Here is a 22,924-nt window from a genome sequence, read left to right as displayed (position 1 = left end):
CCGGACGCCGCTCAGCGCTTGCCGGCGGACAGGATATCCCCTACGAGGCGTTGGCTGGCGAGCGCCTCGTCACCCGAGACGAGCGGCTGTCGGTTTTCCGCTATCGCGTCGAGAAAATCCGCAATGACGGCGCGGTGAGCATCGTGCGGGAAATCCATGATGTTGGCCCCGCTCCCGGTTCTTCCCTCCGCCTCGACGCTTTCCTCCTCGCCGCTCAGGAAGGACAGTCGTAACGTCCCGCCGATCAGCGACGCGAACCCTTTGGTGCCGATGATTTCAATTCGTTCGGGATAGCCCGGATACGCGGCCGTGGTCGCCATCAGGGTTCCGACGGCGCCATTACTCAACCTCAGGATCGCTGTCACGAGGTCCTCGGTCTCCATCCGGTGGAGGTTGGTGGTGCGGACATCCGAGCAGATCACCTCCGCCACGCCCACCAAGGAGCGGAAGAGGTCCAGCGAATGGATTGCCTGGGTCAGCAGGACACCGCCGCCATCCCGCCCGAGCGTGCCGCGTCCCGACTCGTCGTAATAGCTTTGCGGCCGCCACCACGGCACCGTCAAAAACCCGGCCTCCACGCTGCCGAGTTCTCCAAGCTCAAGTGCGCGTTTGAGCCGAATGCTCGAGGGTCGGAAACGGTGCTGCAGCACCACACCCAAGCGCAATCCGGACGCATTGGCGATGGCGACCAGTCTCTCCGCACGGGCCAATGTGAGCTCCAGCGGCTTCTCGACCAGCACGTGTTTTCCGGCTGCGAGGCATTTCTCGGCTACCTCCAGATGACTGCTGGGCGGCGTGAGCACGATCACCGCCTCGACCGTCGGGTCGCTGATGGCAGCGTCCATATCGTTTGTCGTAGGGAAGGGAAACTGGCCCGAATAGGCCTTTGTCCGTTCCGCCGATCGACTCACCGCCCAGCGCACGTCAACGCGATCGGAAAGGTCGGTGAGGCTCTTGGAATGTGGTTGCGAGGCAGGGCCCAGGCCCACGATCGCAACACCGATCTTGCGTGTCATGAATGCTCCCGCTGTTGCGTGGCGTGAGGAAGAGGCAGCATCACCGCGCGAGCCTGCGCCTGGAGCGAGAGCCGGCAGACCGTGAAGACGTGTTGCTGACTCATGGCGGTTTGGGTCCGGTGGCGGACATCCGCGACGAAGCGGTCGAAATAAATCAGCGGCTGATCCTGCGCATGGATGTATCGGGTGCCGGCGCGATCGACCAGAAAGACGTGATCCGTGCCGTTGCGACCCGCCAGATCGACATATTTCCGCAGCTCGATGGTGCCTTCCGTGCCGAGGATTGTGAGGCGTCCATCGCCCCAGGTTGACAAGCCGTCCGCCGTGAACCAATCGACGCGCACATAGCCGCTCGCCGTTTCGCTTCTCAAGAGGATGTCGCCGAAATCCTGAAAGTCCGGCGCGGAATCGTCGCCGAAATGGCCGATTGACGATGCGACGATCTCGGCTCGGGTAGAGCCCGTAAAATGAAGGAACTGGTCGATCTGGTGGGAGGCGATATCCGTCAGAATGCCGCCAGACGCGTCGGTGTCGAAAAACCAGTTTGGTCGAATGGCACGGTTCAGCCGATGTGGCCCCAGCCCCGTCGTATGAATGACACGGCCGATCGCGCCGTCTGCGACGAGTTTTTCCGCCACGATGGTCGCGGGCACCACGAAACGCTCGGAGAAACAGATCGAGAAGATGCGCCCCGTTTGGCCCACCGCCTGCTCGACAGCCGCCAGTTGATCGAACGAGGTGACGCCCGGCTTGTCGACCATCACGTCCTTGCCATGAGACATGGCGTTGATCGCTATAGTCGCCCGATCGCGGGGAATGGCAGCGCAGACGATCACGTCGATCGTCGGATCCTCAAGAAAACGACGCGGATCGTTCGTTTTAGGCAGTTGGGGAAAGCGTTCTTCCAATCCTGCGAGAACCCGAGGGTCGCTCGTGGCGGGATCATAGCCGGCGCAGATTGCGCCGGCTGCCAGAAGACCATCGACCATGTGGTAGACATGGCGATGATCGAGGCCGATGACGGCGAAGCGCATCTACTTCGCCGCGCTGCCGATCTCCTGGTCCCAACGCCTGAAAGCCGCAACCAGTTTTTCGGGCGTCAACGGAACGACGGTGGGCAATTTGGCGATCAACTCGTCATAGGTCGGTCGGCCGAATTCCTTGATGACCGCCTGGCTTTCCTCGGGCGCCATTGCAAGTGTCACGCCCTTCACCGCGGGACCGGGATAGAAATATCCCTTGTCGTAGGTGGCCGCCTGCTGTTCGGGCTTCAGCATGTAGGACATGAGCGCCAGCACGGCGCCGATCTTCTCCTGCGAGACACCTTTGGGAATACACATGAATTGCGTATCCGGCACCCAATGCGTCCCTTCGAGCGCGAAAACGCCGGCTTCCTTCGGGACGATTCCGAGCGCGCGCGGGTTGATGTCCCATCCGCAGGTGGTGACGATGATGTCCCGCGTTCCTTCGCCGAGTTCCTTCATGGTCGCGCCGGTGCCGGCCGGATAGTAATCGATGCCGGTTCCAAGCTCTTTCAGATAAGCCCAGGTCTTGTCCCAGCCGTTGAGGGGGTCCTTCGGGTCCTTGTCGCCGAGGATGTAGGGAATGCCCATCAGGAAGGTCCAGCCGGGCCCCGAATTCACCGGGCGCGCATACGTGAAACGCTTCGGATTGGCTTTCACCCAAGCCAACAATTCGGCGGCGGTTTTCGGCACGGTCTTTACCCGGTCGGGCGCATATTCGAACAAAGGTCCGGAGGGCGAATAGACGACGGCGACGCCCTGATCCTGACCGAAGTTCTTCTGCATCATGAGCGCTTGCTCATGATAAACGTCCTCGAGTTTCGGCAGCCCCGCCGCGTGGTCCTTGACCACGTCGATCCACAAACCCTGTTGAATGCCGTCCGACAGAGCGCCCGGCCCCGTGAGAACGAGGTCTATGTCGACTTTGTCTGCCTGCTGTTGAGCCTTCAGTTTCGAGGGAAGTTCGGGCGAGGGCGCACGCGAAAACGAGACGCGGGACACGATTTTCGGATTCTCCCGCGCAAAGCGCTCGATGGAGGCCTGGGTCAGTTGGAGATTGCCCGCAACGTCGATGATGTTGAGCGCAACGGGATTGGCGGGTAGTTTTGCCGCCTGTCCGAGTGCGCCGGTACTGTATAACGCCAGAGCTCCGGAGGCGCTTCCCATGAGTTCACGACGTGTCATCTTGATCGTCATTCGTCCCTCTCCCTGAAACATTCTTGCACTTCGGCCGGCATGGCCTGGGATGCAGCGTTCTTGACTGGTATGCTAGTCGTCTAGTGTGGGAGGGCAAAGCGTTTTGTTTTGATCAGTCGTCGTTTCGCCGGAGAGGGCAAGTGACTTGCTTGATGTCTTCTGAGCCCTCATTCTTGGCCGAGACAGCAAGGTGGTCGATGATCGGACGGAAGTGCCGGATATCAGTCGGGTTCGCCGCGGCGTTGGCAGTCTCGCCCGCCGCGCTGTCGGCGGTCGAGCGGCCGGAAGTCGACCTCGCGCTCGTTCTCGCGGTGGACGTGTCGCGTTCCATGGACCCGGAAGAGCAGGAACTGCAACGACAGGGATTTGTGGAGGCTCTTCGGTCCCCGCTGGTTCATAACGCGATCCGGTCTGGCACCATCGGTCGAATCGTCATCACGTATGTCGAATGGTCGGGAGAATCCGAACAGAACGTCGTGGTCCCCTGGACCGTGATCGACGACGCCGGGAGCGCCAACCAATTCGCCGACAGGCTTGCCGGAGGCTCGCTGGGACGCATGCGCCGGACCTCCATTTCCGGCGCGATCGACTTCGGCCTGCGGCTGCTCGGAGAGGTTGAGGTCGAACCGATCCGTAAGGTGATCGACATCTCCGGCGATGGCCCGAACAGCAGCGGCCGAGCCGTGACGCTCGCCCGCGACGAAGCGGTCGCTCGGGATGTAACGATCAACGGTCTTCCGATCATGCTCAAGCGCCCGTCGGGCTTTGGCGACATGGAAAATCTTGATCTCTATTATCGTGATTGCGTCATTGGCGGCCGCGGCGCTTTCATCGTCCCGGTGCGAGAACGGGCGCAATTTCCCGATGCCATCAGAACCAAGATCGTTCGGGAGATCGCTGGTTTGACACCGCAGCCTCTGATTCAGCATGCGCAGGCGCAGAGTTCCGTTTCGTGCGCGACACGGGGCAATGCGGGCTGGGATCAGTGGCGAAACTGAACACCACGCCACTCCGTGGTGCGGAGATTGGCGGCGCTAGACCCCGCCTTGATTTCCCGAAGTATTGCTGTTGCGCTGGCTGATCTTGCCGATGATCGCTTCCATGTCCTGCAGCAGCCCGTTGAGGTAGGTGAGAAGTTCCGCGTCGGAAATCTTCGGGCGATACACAATCGTCGGAGACGGATCGAGAGTCGTTTTGATTTCCTTGATCTCGTCCAGCGCCTTGCGGCCAAAACCGGGCGTTCCAAGCCAATCGTTGTCGCGGTACGCCATGACCTCCGCCAGAGTGGGGACGCGTCCGTCGAATTCCCGAAGCAGCGCGTTGGCGACCCGCTTCGAGCACCTGTCGATCGGAAAAGGCATATCGGGATAATCAAAGTCCATGGCTGCGCATACTCACAAGGACTCTTTTCATGAGGCAGCCACGGCAAATTGTCGACGGCGAGGAAGGCGTAACCCGCAAGAGCGGCTCACCCTTCGAAAGACATGAAGTCGGCGCTCTTCCTTACGATCCTACATTGTGATCGCTGATCGCGAAGCCCGTCTCGCACCCTATAACGGGTGCGAGATGGGTTTGGTTCTCATGTCAGGCGCGGGCGGCGATCGGCTCTGGCGTCGCCGAGGGGATCTCGACTTCGATTTCCAGCGTCGACACGTCGCCGCCTCGATTCATCTTGACCTGGATGCTGTCGCGCTCGACGCTGACATGCCGGCGAACGAGGGCGACGATTTCTTCTCGCAGGAGCGAGACGAGATCGCTTTCGCCGCCCACCATTCCGCGTTCGTGGGCCAGGAGAATCTGAAGGCGCTCGCGCGCGACGGGAGCCGAGCTCCGGCGGTTGAAGAAGTTCAGGAGATTCATGCGGCCCTCCTTCCGAAAATCTTGCCCAGCAAGCTCTTCCGATCGCTGGGGATGCTCATCTCGACGATTTCGCCCTTAAGTCTGCGGGCGGCGTCGAAATAGGCGCGTCCGGGCGCGCTATCGGGATTGTTCAAGGTGACGGGCGTGCCGACGTTGGACGCGCGCAGGACCTCTTCGCTTTCGGGAATGATGCCGAGGAGCGGAATCGAGAGGATCTCGAGAATGTCGTCGGTCTTGAGCATCTCGCCGCGCTCGGCGCGGCTGGGATCGTAGCGTGTGAGGAGCAAATGCTTCTCCATCCGCTCTCCGCGCTCAGCCCTTTCGGTTTTCGAATCCAGCAATCCGATGATGCGGTCGGAATCGCGAACCGACGAAACCTCGGGGTTCGTGACGACGACGGCAAGGTCGGCGTGACGCATGGCAAGTGTTGCACCGCGTTCGATGCCTGCCGGGCTGTCGCAAATCACCCAGTCGAACTTCTCGCGGAGCTCCGCCAGCACGCGGGCAACGCCCTCATCGGTCAGGGCATCCTTGTCCCGGGTCTGGGATGCCGGCAGGATCGAGAGATTTTCCAGGCGCTTGTCGCGGATGAGCGCCTGCGCGAGTTTCGCGTCTCCCTGCACGACGTTGATGAGATCAAAAACGACGCGTCGCTCGGCCCCCATGACGAGGTCGAGGTTGCGAAGGCCGACGTCGAAATCGACCACCACGACCTTGTCGCCGGTCCGCGCGAGCGCGGCCCCGAGCGCCGCCGTCGAGGTGGTCTTGCCAACCCCGCCTTTTCCAGATGTCACGACCAAGACTTTGGCCATAATGTCCCTCTTTCTGTTTAAATCAGTCGAAAGTTTTCAGGATTATTGAATCGCCATCCAGGTTGACCTGGACGGCAAGGCCCCGGAACGCGGGGCCAAGATCGTCAGCGGTTTTGTAGAGCCCATCGATGCTGATGAGCTCGGCCTCGAACTTGCTACAAAAAATTCTCGCGCGCGCATCACCGGTACAGCCGGCGATCGCTCGCCCTCTCAGCGCTCCGTAGATATGGATCGAACCACCTGCAACGACCTCCGCGCCGGATGCGACCGAGCCAAGGATCGTCACATCGCCGTCGGCATGGAGAATGGATTGGCCGGAGCGGACCGACGTTTCGACGAGAAGTGTCTTTGCTGGCGCGACAGCCGGCAGAGGGACGCTGGTGGCGACGTTTGGGACTTCGACCGCGCCGGCCGCGCGTCCACCATTGACGCTGGGGGGCATTCCAACATCAAGCATCGACGGATCGACGCCTTCGATCCCCATCACGCGAATTTCCCTCTCGTGAAGGGAGGCCATGAACTTCTTCAGTTCACCCTTTGAAAGTTTGATCGCCGAGAGATCCACAATGATGGCCCGCCCGCCGAAAAAACCCGGAGAGCGACGTGCGACTTCATCGAGGTCCGAGAACCACGCATCGAGGGGATCCGTGGGCGCAAGAACAAGCGCCATGAACGATCTTCCACGGAAGCGAAGGGAGGGTCGGGGGCGCACGGCGATGGTCACGAGCGGTCAGATTCCTGTTATGCTTTGATCTCGTCGTTTTATGGTTAACCGACAGTTAAGAAGGGGCGCTGTGAGCAACGGTTTTTTCGGATAAGCATCTTCGGCGGGTGCAAACTGGGCGACCTTCGGAACTTTTGGCCTGGTCAGGCAGCTTTTACCGGCTTTTCCCCGGATGCGACCGAGCCATCAGGGCGGGCGCAAGCATCGTGCTGCCTGAGATCGTCCGAGCAGGAATATCGTCCCCTCGCAACCGAGTCGCTCACGGCCGCGCCCGTTTTTACCCAGGACGCCGCGCTCGAAGGAGCCTCGGACTTCGATGTTGCATTTCGCCGACCCACCGGTTCGAATGCGCTCCGACACTGATCGGAAGGCAGACAGATGACTTGGTCCATCGTAGCCCGTGACGAAGCGACGGGCGTTCTCGCGATCGCGGTTTCGACCTGCGCGTTCGCAGTTGGCGCACGGGTGCCCTTCATAGAAACCGGCGTCGGCGCCATCGCCTCCCAGGCATTTGTCAATCCATTCTATGGGTATCGCGGGCTGGAACTCCTTCGAAAAGGAATCGCAGCGACGCAAGTCTTGAACGAGTTGACGGTAGCGGATGACGGACGCTCGCAGAGACAGGTTCATTTGGTCGATGGAAAGGGCAGCTTCGCGGCTTATACGGGCTCCGAATGCGTGCCGTGGTGCGGACATCTCATCCGCGACACCTTCTCGGTGGCGGGTAACATGCTGGCGGGCGAGCAGGTCATCGCCGAGACCGCGCGGGTGTTCGAGGCCACAAGCGACCAGCCGATGTCCCGCCGGCTGCTTGCCGCCCTGCGAGCCGGGGAGGCAGCGGGTGGCGACAAGCGGGGAAAGCAATCGGCCGCTATTCTCATTCACGATTCCGAGGAATATCCGCTGCTGGATATTCGTGTCGACGATCATACGGACCCGCTGGCGGAACTGACCCGCCTCGAAGCGGTGAGCCGGGACCGCTTTCTCCATTACCGCAAGTTCTTGCCGTCTCGCGCGAACCCATCCGGCATCACCGACCGCGCTGAGATCGAACGGCTCATCGCCCAATCCATGGCGGAGGACGAGAAGCGTTGAGGGCCGAGGCGGGTCTTTTCAGCTCGTGCGGTCAGCACGGCCGAGGACGATGACCGGAATGATCCCCGCCGCGACGATGACCAACGCGGCGATCGCGGCCTCCTCATAGGTGCCCCGCGCCGCCTCGCCGTAAAGGTGGGTTGCGAGAGTCTCAAAGTTCAACGGAYGGAGCAGGAGAGTGATGGGAAGCTCCTTCATCACGTCCACGAATACCAGCAGGGCTGCGGCCGACACAGCAGGCCGTATCAGCGGAAGATGAACCCGCCAGAGGGTCGAACCGGCCGATTTGCCGAGCGTGCGCGACGCGTCGTCGAGAGACGACGACACGCGCGTGAACCCGGCCTCGATGCCCCCGACCGAGATGGCGAGGAAACGTGCCGTGTAGGCGATCACGAGGCCCAGGCCCGATCCCAATATCCAGAGGCGCGCCGGCATGTCGGCAACGGATTGCAGCGCGTCATCCAGAATTGCGTCAACGCCCGTGATCAGCGGAAGGATGCCGATGGCGAGAACGGTTCCGGGAATGGCGTAACCCAGAGACGCCAGGCGCACGGCGGCGGTCGCAAGAAACCCGCCGCGACCCAGCCGGGCCGCGTAGGCGACAACCAATCCGAGTCCGATGACGGCGAATGTCGCCGCGAGGGACACCGAAATGGTGTTGACCAGTTCACGGATGATGGCGGTCGAGATGCCCCCGAAACGGATGCGCTTGATGCTCTCGGCCACGAGGTAAAGGGYGGGCGCGACAAAACCGACCAGAATGGGCGTGGCACACAGGACAAAGGCCGCCGCCGCGACGCCCCCCTTCAAGGGAACGCGCTTGAGGGGATGCGGACGCTTCGACGAGGCTGCATATCGGCGATGCCGCCGCGCCCATCTTTCGGCCATGACCAGGGATACGATGACCAGGAGCATCACAAGGGCGATCTGAGCGGCGCCCGGCAGATCCGATCGCGTGACCCAACTGGTATAGATTGACACGGAAAGGGTTCGGACGCCCAGAAATTCCGAAGCGCCGATATCGTTGAGAGCTTCCATCAGGGCAAGACTCACGCCGATGGCGATGGCCGGATGCGCCAGCGGCAGCGCCACGCGGAAAAATAATGAGGCCTTGCGCGTTCCGAGAACCCGCGCTGCCTCTATCAAGCCGGCGGCCTGTGTCTGAAACATCGCGCGCGTGGTCAGATACACATAGGGATAGAGGACGAATCCCAGCAACAGGATGCAGCCCGCCATCGAGCGTATATCGGGCAGGCGGAAATCCCGCGGACTGGCAATCCCGAGCGCCATGCGCAAGACGGTCTGCACCGGCCCGATGGGATGAAGGATGTCCAGATATGCGTAGGCGATGATGTAGGTCGGCACCGACAGTGGAAGCAGCAGCGCCCAGGACAAGGCGCGGCGTGCAGGAAAATCGTACGCGGTCACGAGCCATGCGGTGCCGGTGCCGATGATGCTGACGAGAACGCCTACTCCCAACATGAGGATCAGCGTGTCATGAAGGGCGACAGGCAGCACATTGGCGGCGAGATGCGTCCAGAGCCCTTCGGAGCCCTGCGCTGCCAGGAACGCCAGAACCATGATCGGCGACACGACAAAGCAGCCGACCGCGACGGCGGCGATGAGCCACGGCCGTTTCCTGAGCGGGCGCCCCTTGGGCTTCACGAGGTACACAGGGTCAATCGGTCTCTGCCGGACGTAGGCTGAAAGGGCGGCCGGGACCGCCCTCGAAGCACGTCAGTTGTCGAAGCCCACCTTCTCCGCAAGCACGCTCGCGTCTTTGCGGCTCTTGGCGATTTCGACGAGGTTGATGTTGTCCACTTTCAGCGTACCCAGGGCCGCAATCAGCGGATCGGCCGCAACGCCAGCCTTCACCGGATACTCGTAGTTCGCTTCCGCGTAAATCTTCTGTGCTTCGTCCGACACCAGATATTCGAGGAAGCTGATCGCCGCTGCCTTGTTGGGAGCGTTCTTGGCAATCGCCGCACCCGACACGTTGACCTGCGTTCCGCCGCCCTCGAAGGTCGGGAGCACAACCTTGATGGCCTCGCCCCATGTCCGCTGGTCCGGCCCGCCCGCGCCGCTGCGCATCAGACCGACATAGTAGGAATTGCCGATGCCGATTTCACAGATGCCACCGAGAATGTCGCGCGCCACCTCGCGGTCGCCACCGCCAGCCTTGCGGGCAAGGTTCGCCTTCAGTCCCTTCAGCCATTCCTCGGTTTTCTCCGCGCCGTGATGGGCAATATAAGCGGCGATCATCGCCGTGTTATAAGGGTGCTGACCAGACCTTATGCAGACTTTGCCTTTCCACTTCGGATCGGCCAGGTTCTCGTATGTGAAGCTCGACAGGTCCAGATCCTTCGCCGCATAAAGAACCCGGGCGCGCATGGAGAGCGAGAACCATTCGCCGCTGGAGCCGCGAAGATTGGCCGGAATCGCAGCGTCGAGGGTTGGCGACTTCACCGGCTGCGTCAGCTTCTTGTCGACCAGGTCGATCAAGTTTCCGATATCGACCGTCATGAGCACGTCCGCCGGCGACTTGTCGCCCTCGGCTTCGACACGCTCGGCCAATCCGTCCTTCACGAAAATCGTGTTGACCTTCACGCCCTTCGCCTTCGCGAAGGATTCGATCAGTGTCTTGATGAGGCCGGGCTCCCGTGTCGTGTAGAGATTGATCTCCTGCGCGAAAGCCACTCCGGACGGCAATGCCAGCGCACCGGCAAGCATAGCGATATGGATGCCGCGGCGCAGCGAGATGGTCGGCTTCATCGGTCAATCTCCGTCGAACTCTTGAGCAGCCGGCTCCGTTGCCGACCCGAGCGCTACTGCACCATCGCTCAAACGTTCGCAATCCCCGCCCCCGCAAAATCCGCAGGAAGAGCAAAGATGTTACCGGAATTAGAACGGCTACAAACAGAGATTAGAATTGTTATAAACTAGATATTCATTGGAATATACTTTTTTACTTTGCCGGCTGCACTACCAACTATTTGTCGATTTAACATTAATACTATTTAGTATTGCACACGTTAACGTCGACGCAAGGCCCGCGAACGCCACGGTTGCTCCTACGAACCTGCTTACCGGAGACGAGGCGGCGATCGATCCCGCCACGATTCCGGCGCCATGCAACACTCCTGTGGCGATCAGGAACCCCAGCGAGTAAGCGACGGCCCCGCCCGGCATCGGCATTTCGGCACCATGCGTATAGCCGTGAAAGATCGCGAAGGCGCCCACCAAACCGATGACTGCGCCGACCGGCAGGGTTCTTCCGGATAACCGTCCCTCGCACAGGACAAGGAGCCCGAGGACGATCACCGAGAGGGTGATACCGAACTCCGCGCCGGGGAGATCGATTCCCGATAGCCCCAGAACGCCGCCCGCCAGCATCATGGCGAGGAACGAAGCCGGCAGCGCCCATCGAGCGCGACCGCCAAGCAGCGTCGCCAATAATCCGACAGCCATCATCACCAGGAGATGGTCGATTCCACCGAAGGGGTGAAGGAAACCCGCCGCGAAGGCGGATGGCGAACCGTCGCCAGCATGAGCCAGCGCGGGGCCGGAGACGAACGCACCGACAAGCGCCGGAATGCTGCGATGAAAAATCATACTGTTATCTCACCTTTGATTGAGAGAGGCCGCCCGCCTGCTCGATGAACTGCGCGATCAGGTCCACGCCGACGCCATGACGGATCGAGCCGAAGACGTAAGGGCGATGGCCACGCATCCGCTTGGTATCGTCTTCCATCACCGCCAGGTCGGCCCCCACATAAGGCGCAAGATCGATCTTGTTGACGACGAGAAGATCCGAACGGGTGATTCCGGGTCCGCCTTTCCGCGGGATCTTCTCACCTCCGGCGACATCGATGACGTAGATCGTGAGATCCGCGAGTTCGGGAGAGAATGTTGCCGACAGGTTGTCGCCTCCCGATTCCACCAGCACTATATCAAGATCGGGAAACCGACTTCGCATCGTGGCGATCGCCGCCAGGTTGATCGACGCATCTTCGCGGATCGCGGTGTGCGGGCAACCACCCGTCTCCACACCCATGATGCGCTCTTCGGGAAGCGCGCCGGCCACCGTCAAGAGGCGCGCATCCTCTTTGGTGTAGATGTCGTTTGTGATGGCGCAAATATCGTAGCGTGTTCGAAACGCTCCGCAGAGCGTCTCCATGAGCGCGGTCTTGCCGGAGCCTACGGGTCCGCCGATACCGACGCGAAGAGGTCCAGTCGAAGAGGTCATGACCGAAATATCCTCGTATACTGGGTTTCGTGATGGAAGGAGCCGAGATCGGAACGAAAGGTTGCGGCGGAGATGTCATCAAGCGCGGCCGCTTCCGATATGCGCGCCACGCCGCCAACGTCGCTCCGCAAGGCCGCGCAGACCCTGGTGCCCGACGTTTGGCCGATCGGCGCGAGCCGGATCGCGGCTGAGACCATGTTCTGGACGAATGCAAACAGAAACGCGTCGAGCGTCAGCGCCAGCGCAATCCCGTGGGCTGCTGCGGCGGCTCCGACCGCGATCGGATAGGCAATGACACCTTCAACGTGCGGCAAATGCCGTGCCGGCCACGCGGATTGCGTCGCGTCCAAAAAACTTCGGCCTTGCTGGGACGTTTCAAGATAGAACTCGGCCGAAGGAGCGAGCGCCAGCGCGAGCGCGTTCACGCTGTCGAAGGCCGCGATGTCCTGCGCCTCGATGGCTTGGTAAGCATGGGAAAGCAGGATGGCGTCACTCGCGCCTATCCCCAGATGCAGAAGGTCCCGCAGCCACACGACGAGGGATGCCTCATCCGACACGTCCCCGGCTTCGACTGCCCATTCGAGCCCATGGGAATAGGCATAGGAGCCGACCGGGTAGGCGGGCGACAGCCAGGCAAAAAGTGGAAGGAGCGACGCTTCTCGTTCCTCAACCATGAGAATGGCCATGATGCATGGCCCCGTGCGTGCCGTGATGGTGATAAGCGCCTCTGGCGGGGCTGAACGGGCGCTCGACGATCGTCGTGGAAGCACCTTGCGCATTCAGCATGTCCACCAGTACGTGATCGTACAGAATGTAGAGCGCGTCCGCCGTGATCTCGGCCGGCACGTGGCGGTTGCCGATGTGCCAGGCGAGCGTGAGCAGATCAAGGCCTGTCGACGCCCGGATTTCCACGAGACGCTCGACAGCCGCGCGCACCTCCACGAGCCATCCCGTCTCGAGTTCAATCGCGTCCCCGTCACAGAGTACATTCGCCTTCTCGAGATCGAGCAAGAAATCAGTGCCTCCATCTGCGCGCAGAGCGACGCGCCTCCGATGCCGATCGCCGTGATCGAGCGTAATCACGTCGACGACGCGGTCCGAAGAGACGTGCTCGCGGCGGATGATTTGGGACGCGCGGATCATGTCAGAACAGGAAGTAGCGTTGCGCCATGGGCAGAATGGCTGCCGGCTCACAAACCAGCAACTCGCCATCCGCGTGGACGTCATAGGTTTCGGGATCGACTTCGATGAACGGAGTGGCGTCGTTCAGGATCATATCCTTCTTGCCGATACCGCCTCGGACGTTCTCGACAGCCACGAGCTGCTTGCTGACTCCGAGGCGTTCGCCGAGCCCAGCCTCGATCGACGCCTTGGATACAAAGGTGAGCGATGTGGTCGTCACGGCTCGCCCGAACGCCCCGAACATGGGGCGGTAGTGCACCGGCTGCGGTGTCGGGATCGAGGCATTGGGATCGCCCATCGCGGCGGCTGCGATCGCCCCGCCCTTGACAATCAGATCAGGCTTCACGCCGAAGAAAGCCGGCGTCCAGATCACGAGATCCGCGAGTTTCCCGGCCTCGACCGATCCCACATGTTTCGAGACGCCGTGTGCTATGGCCGGGTTGATGGTGTATTTGGCGATGTAGCGCCGCGCACGCAGATTGTCGTTGCCGCTGCTATCCCCCGGCAGCGCGCCCCGCTGCATCTTCATCTTGTGCGCTGTCTGCCACGTGCGGATGATCACCTCGCCGACGCGGCCCATGGCTTGGCTGTCTGACGACATCATCGAGAGCGCTCCGAGGTCGTGCAGAATGTCCTCGGCCGCGATCGTCTCTTTTCGGATGCGGCTTTCGGCAAAAGCCAGATCCTCAGGAATGCTGGGATCGAGATGATGGCACACCATCAGCATGTCGAGATGTTCGTCGATGGTGTTGATCGTATAGGGGCGGGTCGGGTTGGTGGACGAAGGAAGCACGTTCGGCAATCCCGCGACTTTGATAATGTCTGGCGCATGTCCGCCGCCGGCGCCTTCCGTGTGAAAAGCGTGGATCGTGCGGCCTTTGAAGGCCGCGATCGTATCCTCGACAAATCCGGACTCATTCAACGTGTCGGTGTGGATCATCACCTGAACGTCGAAGGCATCGGCAACGGATAGGCAGCAATCGATGGCGGCGGGTGTCGTTCCCCAATCTTCGTGAAGCTTCAGCGCACATGCGCCGCCAAGAATCATCTCCTCCAGCGCCCCTGGTTTCGAGGCATTGCCCTTTCCCGTGAAGGCGAGATTCATCGGAAACGCATCGGCGGCTTCGATCATGCGTGCGAGGTGCCACGGACCGGGCGTACATGTGGTGGCGAAAGTCCCGGTTGCGGGACCGGTGCCGCCACCCAGCATCGTCGTGATGCCCGACATCAGCGCTTCGTCGATCTGCTGCGGGCAGATGAAATGAATGTGAGAATCGAACCCGCCGGCTGTAACGATCTTTCCCTCGGCCGCGATGATTTCGGTGCCCGGGCCGATGACGATATCGACATTGGGCTGCACGTCCGGATTTCCGGCTTTGCCGATCTTCGCAATGCGCCCGTCGCGCAATCCGATATCGGCTTTGACAATCCCCCAATGGTCCAGAATGACCGCGTTCGTGATGACCGTGTCGACCGCGCCGGCGCGTCGCGTCGCCTGGCTCTGCCCCATTCCATCGCGGATCACCTTGCCGCCGCCAAACTTCACCTCCTCGCCATAGGTGGTGAGGTCTCTCTCCACTTCGATGTAGAGTGCCGTGTCGGCGAGGCGTATGCGATCGCCTTTCGTGGGTCCGAACATGTGCGCATAGGCATCGCGCGCGAGCGAGGCAGGTTTCCGCGTGTTGCTCATGACAGGCTTCCCATGACATCACCACGAAAGCCATGCACCTCGCGCCGGCCCGAAAACGGCACAAGCGCGACTTCACGGGTCGCTCCCGGTTCGAAACGGATTGCCGTGCCGGGCGCTATGTCGAGCCGCATCCCGCGCGCAGAATCCCTGTCGAACGACAAGGCCGGATTGGTCTCGAAGAAGTGGTAGTGACTCCCGACCTGGATAGGTCGATCGCCCGTATTCGCCACGACCATCATGACGCGCTCGGCGCCCTCGTTGAAAATGATCTCGCCCTCGGGCGTCATGACCTCGCCGGGTGCACGAGCGGCGGCAGCGCCGCGAATGGGATGATGAACCGTGACGAGCTTCGTTCCATCGGGAAATGTCGCTTCGACCTGGATGTCGTGGATCATCTCGGCGACGCCCTCCATCACCTGATGGGCGGCGATCACGTGCGCACCGGCCTCCATGAGGTCGGCCACCGTCCGTCCATCGCGGGCGCCCTCCACCACCGTGTCGGTAATCAGGGCGATCGCTTCTGGGTGATTGAGTTTCACCCCTCGCTCGAGACGCCGACGCGCCACCAAGGCTGCCATCGCCACAAGAAGCTTGTCTTTTTCACGCGGTGTCAGATTCATGATCCGTCCTCAGCTTAACCAGACACGCGGCAGAGGGGCGCCACGAAAGCCGATGAGAAAGGGGCTCGCGGCCCTGCGGAGCGCGTCGATTGTGACGGCACAGAACCGGACTGCCAAGAGACCGTTCCACGCACTGGCAGCCATCTCGCAATCGAAGGCGTGCTCAAGCAACGCGCGCGCGGCCTCGAGGCGCGAAACTGCGTCGGGCGCCACATGGACGAAGGTCGCAATGGCACGGTGGCCGTTTGCGACGGAACGCTTCCGCAAGAGCGCGTCGATGGGGCCGTCAAGCTTGAAATTGTCGGCGTAGACAAGCTTGCCGCCACGCCGGATGCGCCATCGATCCGAGAAATAACCCTCTGTGACGTTCTCCTGCCGGGCTGCGCGGCCGAATACGACAGCCTCGAACATGCTGAGGCTCGCATTCTCTGCCATGTTTGCCTCCAGGCTTCGATCAAGGCGTGCCCGATCGAACAGAATGGTTTCCTGAGGCAGCCAATCGATCCGCGCATTCTCTCCCACTTCGAGCTTGACGCTCATCGTGGCGACGGGACCATCGGATCGGTAGACCTTCTCAGCCGCGGGTGTGGCTGCGGTGACGAAGGCCCCCGCGCTCGCAGCGATATCGACTTCGAACCTGTCACCGCAGGCGATCCCTCCGGCGGTGTTGACCAGAACCGCTTCGATCTGGCGATCTCTGCGGCGAGGGAGGCGGATGCGCAGGGAACCGCTTTCGGCGATGCGGAGGGGCCGCGTGAGACCGTCGATCTTTTCCGCAGAGAACGCGACCTTTCCAAAAGCCCGCTGGCGCGAGGCAGCGCGAACGACAGGCAGATCGTCAGATGGCAAGACGTTGACGAACATCGTTCCCCGCGAGAGCCGCCCGATCGCCCTGATGAACAATGGCGCCGCGCTCCATGATGACGAAACGGTCGGCCAACTCGCGCGCAAAGTCAAAGTACTGCTCCACGAGCAGGATCGCCATGTTGCCGCGCGCCCGCAGGAAGGCAATCGCGCGCCCGATATCCTTGATGATGGACGGCTGGATCCCTTCTGTCGGCTCGTCGAGCAGCAGGACACGAGGCCGCATGACGAGGGCTCTGCCGATTGCGAGCTGCTGCTGTTGGCCGCCCGACAGGTCGCCTCCCCGGCGGCCAAGCATGGAAGCGAGGATCGGGAAGAGCTCGAAGACCTCGTCGGGAATTGTATGAGAAGCGTGTCTCACGGGCGCGAAGGCGGTCTCCAGATTCTCCTTGACGGTCAAGAACGGAAAGATCTCGCGGCCCTGAGGCACGTAGGCAATTCCCATGGCTGCGCGTTCGAACGTCCGAAGTCTCGAAATGTCATGACCGTCAACTCTGATGGTTCCCGCCGAAATAGGCTTCTGTCCCGACACGGCCCGCAAGAGCGACGTCTTGCCCACGCCATTTCGCCCCAGAACGCATGTGACTTCTCCCATCGGGGCCGAAAGCGACACGTTTCGCAGAGCCTGGGAAGCGCCATATCTTAGCGAAAGATTATCAATCGTCAGCATGCTCATCGTCCCAGATAGACTTCGATAACGCGCTCGTTCGCGCTGACCACGTCGAGCGGCCCTTCAGCCAGGACCGATCCCTCGTGCAGGCAGGTCACCTTCACGCCGAGATCCCGAACGAAGGTCATGTCGTGCTCAACCACGACAACCGCTCGGGTCTCGGCGATTTCCCGCAACAGATCGGCGGTATCGGCCGTTTCCTGGTCGGTCATGCCGGCAGCGGGCTCGTCCACCAGCAAGAGCTTTGGCTCCTGGGCCAACAGCATTCCAATCTCGAGCCACTGCTTCTGGCCATGTGACAGCTCGGCTGCCGGGCGCCGACGGTGGGCGCTGAGACGTACGCGATCCAGGAGGGCGTCGATCCGCTCGATCTCGGCCGAGTTTCGGTTCGACAGCAATGCGGCGAACGGCCTGCGATCCGACTTCAGCGCCAGGAGGATGTTATCCTCGACGCTGTGATGTTCGAAGACCGTCGGCGTCTGAAATTTGCGGCCGATTCCCAGCTCGGCGATTGTCGCCTCATCGAGGCGCGTCAGGTCATGCGACCCGTCGAAGACCGCTTGGCCATCGTCGGGCCTGGTCTTGCCGGTAATGACATCCATCATCGTGGTCTTGCCGGCGCCATTCGGGCCGATGATGGCGCGCATCTCCCGATGATCGATGGCGAGAGACAGGGCATTCAATGCGCGGAAGCCGTCAAACGAGACCGTGACATTGTCGAGGTAGAGCAGCGTGGGAGTTGTCGGTGCGGCCATGACTATTCCGCCGCCTGGGATGCGACTTCTGCCGGCACGACTGCGTCGCTGGATCGCGTTCGCCGCCGAACGTCACCGACGACGCCGAGCAATCCCTTGGGCATGAAGAGCGTGACGAAAACGAACAATCCGCCGAGCGCGAAGAGCCAGTATTCGGGCAGGGCTCCCGTGAACCATGTCTTGCCCGCGTTGACAGCCAGAGCGCCCAGGATTGCGCCCGCAAGCGTGCCGCGACCGCCGACCGCGACCCAGATCACCGCCTCGATGGAATTGGCAGGCGCGAACTCGCCAGGATTGATGATGCCGACCTGGGGCACATAGAGCGCACCGGCGAGACCGGCCAGCATGGCCGAGAGGGTGAAGGCCGCGAGTTTGTATTGCTCCACATGGTACCCGAGAAACCGTGTCCGGCTCTCCGCGTCGCGCACAGCCACCAGAACCTTGCCGAATTTGGAGACCACGACCCACCTGCAGATCACATAGCCCGACGCAAGCGCGCATGCGGACAGAACGAAGAGCGCAACGCGCGTCGATCTCTCCTGAACGGAAAACCCGAGAATTTCCTTGAAATCGGTGAGGCCGTTATTGCCGCCAAAGCCCATGTCGTTTCGAAAGAAGGCGAGCATCAGCGCGAAGGTCATGGCCTGCGTCATGATCGAAAGGTAGACGCCGGTGACACGGGAGCGGAAGGCGAACCATCCGAAAACCAGCGCGATGATGCCTGGCACGGCCAGCATCATGAGAGCTGCGTACGGAAAGTGATTGAAGCCCTGCCAGAACCACGGAAGCTCGGTCCAGTTCAGGAATACCATGAAGTCAGGCAAGGTGGGATTGGCATAGACCCCGCGCGAGCCGACCTGTCGCATGAGATACATTCCCATCGCATATCCGCCGAGTGCAAAAAATGCACCGTGGCCAAGCGAGAGAATGCCGCAGAAACCCCAAACCAGATCGACCGAGAGAGCCAGCAGCGCAAAGCATAGATATTTGCCGAACAACGGAATCAGGTGATCCGACAAATGCCATGCGGAGCCCGGCCCCGGCACGAGATTGAATATTGGAACGAGGATGGCGGCGAGTGCCAGCAGTGAGAGAACGATTCTGGCCTGACGGTTGAACAAGGGCCCGGCATTCATGCTTCCGCGGCCCTCCCTTTGAGGGCAAACAATCCGCGCGGGCGCCGCTGGATGAAGAGAATGATGGCCGCCAGCAGCAGGATCTTGCCCAGCACCGCGCCGGCATAAGGCTCCAGCAGCTTATTGGCGACGCCCAGCGTCATCGCGCCGACCAACGTACCCCAAAGATTCCCCACACCTCCGAAAACCACCACCAGAAAGCTGTCGATGATATAGCCTTGACCAAGGTTTGGGCTGACATTGTCGATCTGGGAAAGCGCTACGCCGGCTATGCCGGCGACTCCCGAGCCGAGACCGAACGCCAGCGCGTCGACGCGATTCGTGCGAATGCCCACGGATCCCGCCATGCGCCGGTTCTGCGTCACCGCGCGCATATGGAGACCGAGCGTCGTGAAGCGCAGGACCAGGAGCAGCGCCGCAAAGACAGCGAACGCGAAGATCACGATGGCGATCCGGTTATAGGTCAGGCTGAGCCCGCCGATCTGCGCGGCGCCGCTCATCCAATCGGGTGTACCCACCTCCCGGTTGCTGGGCCCAAAGATGGTCCTGACAGCCTGCTGCAGCATGAGTGACAGACCCCAGGTGGCAAGCAGAGTCTCCAGCGGCCTGCCATAGAGAAACCGGATGACCAACCGTTCGATGGCAACGCCGATCAATCCGGCAATCAGGAAAGCCAACGGCAGGGCGATGAACAGCGAAGCGCCGAATAGGCCGGGTGCGTGAGTTCGGATCAACTCCTGAACCACGAAAGTCGTGTAGGCGCCGATCATCACCATTTCGCCATGCGCCATGTTGATGATACCCATGGTGCCGAAGGTAATCGACAGCCCGATCGCCGCGAGCAACAGGACGGAACCGAGGGACAGTCCGTACCAGACGTTCTGCGCGGCGCTCCAGAGTGTCAGGTTTGCCGAGATCGCCTCAGCCGCCGTTCGCGCCGCCTCATTCAATTCCGGCGTGGCACCGACGGGCATCGTCGTCAGAAGAGCGAGTGCGTTCTGGTTTCCAAGATTGCGAAGCGTCGCAACCGCCGCAAGGCGATCGGCGGGAGATGAATCGGGCTGGTTGAGGATGATCGCTGCGCGCGCCTCGATCATCGCCACCTTCACGCGCTGGTCGCTCTCTTGCGCCAGAGCCTTGTCGAGCAAAGGCAATACGGCGCTGTCGCGGGCGCGAAAGACGGCCGCTGAAGCATCCATCCGTTTGCGGGGATCGGGATTCAGGAGGGTCAATCCGCCAAGGGCCGCCTCGATGGCGCGCCGCACGCGATTGTTGACGCGTACCGGCTTGAACGAGGTGGCGCGCATAGCCTCACCACTCGCCGCATCGAAGAAGGCGCCCGATGGGTCGCGAATGACGACCTTCCCGTTCCCGGCGAACAAAAGGCCGGCCTGCAATGCCCCGATGATCGCTTCGGCGCGGGGCTGCCCGCTTTCCGCGACGCCCGCAACGGCCGCCTCGGTATCCGAGTAGGTGTCGTGGGTGAATTTCAGCAACGCGTCGTCCAACTGCCCGGCCCGGGTCGCCGTTGGCAAAGCCATCAGGAGAACCGCGAACAGCGCCACTAATCCGCTACGGAGATTCACCATGCCGGAGCCTCGGAGTAGAATGACACGGAGGGGCGGCGCTTGGCCGCCCCTCGTCGAATGCTCAGGCGCCGCACTTTTTCGTGACGGTGTTGTAGTTGCCGCAATTGAGCGATTTCCAATCTGCGATCAGGTCTTTCGAACCATCGAGATGCTTCGACCAGGCATCGCCAGGGACGAGGCCCTCCGTCTTCCACACGACGTCGAACTGACCGTCGTCCTTGATCTCGCCGATGAAGACGGGTTTCGAGATGTGGTGGTTCGGAAGCATCTCGGAGATACCACCCGTCAGGTTGGGCACTTGGACGCCGACGATGGCCGGGATCACCTTGTCGGCCTCCGTGCTGCCGGCTTTCTCGACGGCCTTGATCCACATGTTGAAGCCGACCACATGGGCTTCCATCGGATCGTTGGTGACGCGCTTTTCGTTCTTGGTGAACGCCTTCCACTTTTCGATGAAGGCCTTGTTCTCGGGGGTGTCGATGGACTCGAAGTAATTCCACGCAGCCAGGTGTCCAACCAGCGGCTTGGTGTCGATGCCGGCGAGTTCTTCTTCGCCGACCGAGAAGGCCACGACCGGAATATCGGTCGCCTTCACGCCCTGGTTGGCGAGCTCTTTATAGAACGGTACGTTGGCATCACCGTTGATGGTGGACACCACAGCGGTCTTCTTGCCGGCGGATCCGAATTTCTTGATATCCGCGACGATGGTCTGCCAGTCCGCGTGCCCGAACGGCGTGTAGCTGATCATGATGTCTTCGGATTTGACGCCTTTCGACTTCAGATAAGCTTCGAGGATCTTGTTGGTGGTGCGGGGATAGACGTAATCGGTGCCGGCCAGGACCCAGCGATCGACTTTCTCTTCCTTCGCCAGATAATCGACGGCCGGGATCGCCTGCTGGTTGGGCGCAGCGCCGGTATAGAAGACGTTGCGCTCGCTTTCCTCTCCCTCGTACTGAACGGGATAGAACAAGACGCTGTTGAGTTCCTTGAACACCGGCAGCACGGATTTGCGCGACACGGAGGTCCAGCAGCCGAACACCGCCGCGACCTTGTCCTTCGCGATGAGTTCGCGCGCCTTCTCGGCGAAGAGCGGCCAGTTCGACGCAGGATCGACCACGACCGCTTCGAGTTTTTTGCCCAGCACCCCGCCTTTCTTGTTCTGCTCGTCGATGARCATAAGCATGGCGTCCTTCAGCGTCGTCTCGCTGATCGCCATTGTCCCCGACAGGGAATGCAACACGCCGACCTTGATCGTCTCCTGCGCATCGGCTGTGCTGATCAGGCCAGCCGATACGGCCAGCGCCGCGGCCATGATCCGTTTGCTTCTCGTCCACTTCGCAATCGACATCGGTGTCTCCTTGTCCCGCTGCCCCCGAGCAGCCTTGAATGGATAAGCAACAACCGTGCCAACTGGCCGTCATGAAAGCTCCCGAGGGGCGCTCGCCGGGGCATCTCGGCGAGCGAGGGCGCGACCGCTCACAAATGAAGCGCGTGCCCAAACATAAGGCGGGGGGCCGGTCGGCAGTCGGTAACCTTGGCTCTGCTGAAATCGTCGCTACATTGAGGGCGTAAGCTGACGAGCCTTCGGTGTGACGGCATCCTTTGACACCTGGCGGTCAAGCCGGACGCGAACCAAGGAGAGGTCCGATGCCCAAAGAGCCGCGCAAACCTCACCCTGACGAGCGGACAGCGGAGGATCTCGACCGGGAACTGGATCGGGAATTGTAGGACACGTTTCCCGCCAGCGACCCGCCGAAGGTCACGCGGGTGCCACGTGCGAGCCAGATCGTCTCGGACGGGGGAGAGGTTAAAAAATAGCGTGAGGGACCCAATTGTCCCGGTGCGTCGACGGGGCGTGACAGGAGATTGGCGACCCGCTAGGTCATTGAATGGAAAAGCGCAATTCCGACACGTTCTCTGTGTGGGAAACGCTTCGCGGACAGGATCTGATGAGTTCGAAACAGCACAGCCATGCGATCGAGGAATTGAATGACACACAGAAGCGTGTGCATCGCATTCTCACAGCCGCGCGCAATCCTCTCTCGGCCTATGATGTGCTCGACAAAATGCGCTCTAAGGGCGCGGTCACGCCGCCGACGATCTATCGTTCGCTCGACAAGCTGATCGAAAAGGGGCTCGCGCACAGGCTGGAAAGCCTCAATGCCTATGTGGCCTGCCAGCACGGGCATTCGCATCACCACGAGATGGCGGCGTTTGCCATCTGCGATGCGTGCGGCGCGGTGACGGAGTTTACAGACCCGCATATCGGCGAGCGGCTCGAGCGCTGGAGCGACTCAAATGCATTCGCGCCGAAAAAGGTCACGATCGAGGTGCGAGGCCTTTGCGAATCGTGCGCTGGCGTTGCGAGCGGAGTCGATTGCTGAAATTATCGGGGTGGCTGCTTCATCCCCGAAGGCGCGTAGAGATCTTGCAAAAAATGTCACCG

At 61.4% G+C, this 22,924-nt stretch carries 24 protein-coding genes; 3 read left to right on the top strand and 21 right to left on the bottom strand.

Annotation, left to right across the window (positions count from 1 at the left end):
* Window positions 1-11: 11 nt before the first annotated feature.
* From AC1DVM_RS02865 to AC1DVM_RS02855, 3 genes are read right to left on the bottom strand one after another with little or no spacing between them, the layout of a single operon-like run.
* Window positions 12-1,016: a Gfo/Idh/MocA family protein gene (locus AC1DVM_RS02865; protein ID WP_477251872.1), complete on the bottom strand. Its 1,005-nt coding sequence runs from the start codon at window positions 1,014-1,016 to the stop codon at window positions 12-14.
* Window positions 1,013-2,050: a Gfo/Idh/MocA family protein gene (locus tag AC1DVM_RS02860; protein WP_477251870.1), complete on the bottom strand. Its 1,038-nt coding sequence runs from the start codon at window positions 2,048-2,050 to the stop codon at window positions 1,013-1,015. The genes AC1DVM_RS02865 and AC1DVM_RS02860 overlap by 4 nt, the downstream gene beginning before the upstream one ends.
* Window positions 2,051-3,229 (bottom strand): ABC transporter substrate-binding protein, encoded by a 1,179-nt coding sequence (locus tag AC1DVM_RS02855; RefSeq protein ID WP_477251907.1) that lies wholly within the window; start codon window positions 3,227-3,229, stop codon window positions 2,051-2,053. It abuts the gene before it with no gap.
* Between the two features lie 203 nt (window positions 3,230-3,432).
* Here AC1DVM_RS02855 and AC1DVM_RS02850 point away from each other — a divergent pair, with 203 nt between their 5' ends.
* Window positions 3,433-4,233 (top strand): DUF1194 domain-containing protein, encoded by an 801-nt coding sequence (locus AC1DVM_RS02850; protein WP_477251868.1) that lies wholly within the window; start codon window positions 3,433-3,435, stop codon window positions 4,231-4,233.
* 36 nt (window positions 4,234-4,269) lie between these two features.
* Here the strand turns inward: AC1DVM_RS02850 and AC1DVM_RS02845 are convergent, their stop codons facing one another.
* The 4 genes from AC1DVM_RS02845 to minC all read right to left on the bottom strand — a co-directional run bounded on the left by AC1DVM_RS02845 (window position 4,270) and on the right by minC (window position 6,577).
* Entirely contained in the window at window positions 4,270-4,617 is a 348-nt protein-coding gene (locus AC1DVM_RS02845) for a DNA-directed RNA polymerase subunit alpha C-terminal domain-containing protein (protein WP_477251866.1), read from the bottom strand.
* Window positions 4,618-4,819: 202 nt separating this feature from the next.
* Entirely contained in the window at window positions 4,820-5,095 is a 276-nt protein-coding gene (minE, locus tag AC1DVM_RS02840; RefSeq protein ID WP_477251864.1) for a cell division topological specificity factor MinE, read from the bottom strand.
* Window positions 5,092-5,907 carry a septum site-determining protein MinD gene (gene minD / locus AC1DVM_RS02835; RefSeq protein ID WP_477251862.1) on the bottom strand — a complete coding sequence of 272 codons (816 nt, stop codon included), beginning with the start codon at window positions 5,905-5,907 and terminating at the stop codon, window positions 5,092-5,094. The genes minE and minD overlap by 4 nt, the downstream gene beginning before the upstream one ends.
* A gap of 22 nt (window positions 5,908-5,929) precedes the next feature.
* On the bottom strand, window positions 5,930-6,577 hold the full coding sequence (gene minC, locus AC1DVM_RS02830) for a septum site-determining protein MinC (protein WP_477251861.1): 648 nt from the start codon (window positions 6,575-6,577) through the stop codon (window positions 5,930-5,932).
* 432 nt (window positions 6,578-7,009) lie between these two features.
* Here minC and AC1DVM_RS02825 point away from each other — a divergent pair, with 432 nt between their 5' ends.
* Entirely contained in the window at window positions 7,010-7,726 is a 717-nt protein-coding gene (locus tag AC1DVM_RS02825; protein ID WP_477251859.1) for a DUF1028 domain-containing protein, read from the top strand.
* An 18-nt stretch (window positions 7,727-7,744) separates the two neighbouring features.
* On the opposite strand, the gene AC1DVM_RS02820 is transcribed toward AC1DVM_RS02825, so the two are convergent.
* The 14 genes from AC1DVM_RS02820 to urtA all read right to left on the bottom strand — a co-directional run bounded on the left by AC1DVM_RS02820 (window position 7,745) and on the right by urtA (window position 21,790).
* The gene (locus AC1DVM_RS02820) at window positions 7,745-9,307 is read right to left on the bottom strand and encodes an ABC transporter permease (RefSeq protein WP_477251906.1); all 1,563 of its coding nucleotides are present in this window, start codon (window positions 9,305-9,307) and stop codon (window positions 7,745-7,747) included.
* 156 nt (window positions 9,308-9,463) lie between these two features.
* Window positions 9,464-10,498: an extracellular solute-binding protein gene (locus AC1DVM_RS02815; RefSeq protein WP_477251857.1), complete on the bottom strand. Its 1,035-nt coding sequence runs from the start codon at window positions 10,496-10,498 to the stop codon at window positions 9,464-9,466.
* 210 nt (window positions 10,499-10,708) lie between these two features.
* Window positions 10,709-11,338 carry a HupE/UreJ family protein gene (locus tag AC1DVM_RS02810; protein ID WP_477251855.1) on the bottom strand — a complete coding sequence of 210 codons (630 nt, stop codon included), beginning with the start codon at window positions 11,336-11,338 and terminating at the stop codon, window positions 10,709-10,711.
* A gap of 4 nt (window positions 11,339-11,342) precedes the next feature.
* The gene (gene ureG, locus AC1DVM_RS02805) at window positions 11,343-11,972 is read right to left on the bottom strand and encodes an urease accessory protein UreG (RefSeq protein ID WP_477251853.1); all 630 of its coding nucleotides are present in this window, start codon (window positions 11,970-11,972) and stop codon (window positions 11,343-11,345) included.
* The gene (locus AC1DVM_RS02800) at window positions 11,969-12,658 is read right to left on the bottom strand and encodes an urease accessory protein UreF (protein WP_477251851.1); all 690 of its coding nucleotides are present in this window, start codon (window positions 12,656-12,658) and stop codon (window positions 11,969-11,971) included. Before AC1DVM_RS02800 ends, ureG begins: the two co-directional genes overlap by 4 nt.
* The gene (locus AC1DVM_RS02795) at window positions 12,639-13,115 is read right to left on the bottom strand and encodes an urease accessory protein UreE (RefSeq protein WP_477251849.1); all 477 of its coding nucleotides are present in this window, start codon (window positions 13,113-13,115) and stop codon (window positions 12,639-12,641) included. The genes AC1DVM_RS02800 and AC1DVM_RS02795 overlap by 20 nt, the downstream gene beginning before the upstream one ends.
* Window position 13,116: 1 nt before the next feature.
* Complete coding sequence (gene ureC / locus AC1DVM_RS02790) at window positions 13,117-14,844, bottom strand: urease subunit alpha (protein WP_477251848.1); 1,728 nt, start codon at window positions 14,842-14,844, stop codon at window positions 13,117-13,119.
* Window positions 14,841-15,464, bottom strand: a complete 624-nt coding sequence (locus tag AC1DVM_RS02785) for an urease subunit gamma (RefSeq protein ID WP_477251847.1) — start codon at window positions 15,462-15,464, stop codon at window positions 14,841-14,843. The genes ureC and AC1DVM_RS02785 overlap by 4 nt, the downstream gene beginning before the upstream one ends.
* Window positions 15,465-15,473: 9 nt before the next feature.
* Window positions 15,474-16,328 (bottom strand): urease accessory protein UreD, encoded by an 855-nt coding sequence (locus AC1DVM_RS02780; RefSeq protein WP_477251846.1) that lies wholly within the window; start codon window positions 16,326-16,328, stop codon window positions 15,474-15,476.
* Window positions 16,303-16,998, bottom strand: coding sequence for an urea ABC transporter ATP-binding subunit UrtE (gene urtE, locus AC1DVM_RS02775; protein WP_477251845.1), 696 nt, complete (start codon window positions 16,996-16,998; stop codon window positions 16,303-16,305). Before urtE ends, AC1DVM_RS02780 begins: the two co-directional genes overlap by 26 nt.
* Before the next feature lie 2 nt (window positions 16,999-17,000).
* Complete coding sequence (gene urtD / locus AC1DVM_RS02770) at window positions 17,001-17,753, bottom strand: urea ABC transporter ATP-binding protein UrtD (protein WP_477251844.1); 753 nt, start codon at window positions 17,751-17,753, stop codon at window positions 17,001-17,003.
* Between the two features lie 2 nt (window positions 17,754-17,755).
* Window positions 17,756-18,889 carry an urea ABC transporter permease subunit UrtC gene (gene urtC, locus AC1DVM_RS02765; RefSeq protein WP_477251842.1) on the bottom strand — a complete coding sequence of 378 codons (1,134 nt, stop codon included), beginning with the start codon at window positions 18,887-18,889 and terminating at the stop codon, window positions 17,756-17,758.
* Window positions 18,886-20,478, bottom strand: a complete 1,593-nt coding sequence (gene urtB, locus AC1DVM_RS02760) for an urea ABC transporter permease subunit UrtB (RefSeq protein ID WP_477251841.1) — start codon at window positions 20,476-20,478, stop codon at window positions 18,886-18,888. Before urtB ends, urtC begins: the two co-directional genes overlap by 4 nt.
* A 61-nt stretch (window positions 20,479-20,539) precedes the next feature.
* Window positions 20,540-21,790: an urea ABC transporter substrate-binding protein gene (gene urtA, locus AC1DVM_RS02755; RefSeq protein WP_477251905.1), complete on the bottom strand. Its 1,251-nt coding sequence runs from the start codon at window positions 21,788-21,790 to the stop codon at window positions 20,540-20,542.
* Between the two features lie 577 nt (window positions 21,791-22,367).
* Between urtA and AC1DVM_RS02750 the strand changes: the two genes are divergently transcribed.
* The gene (locus tag AC1DVM_RS02750) at window positions 22,368-22,862 is read left to right on the top strand and encodes a Fur family transcriptional regulator (protein ID WP_477251839.1); all 495 of its coding nucleotides are present in this window, start codon (window positions 22,368-22,370) and stop codon (window positions 22,860-22,862) included.
* Window positions 22,863-22,924 lie beyond the last annotated feature (62 nt).

Source organism: Microvirga sp. P4_A5 (assembly GCF_056402495.1).
Note: the sequence above shows the minus strand (reverse complement) of the source record. Positions and strands in the feature narration are given on the sequence as shown.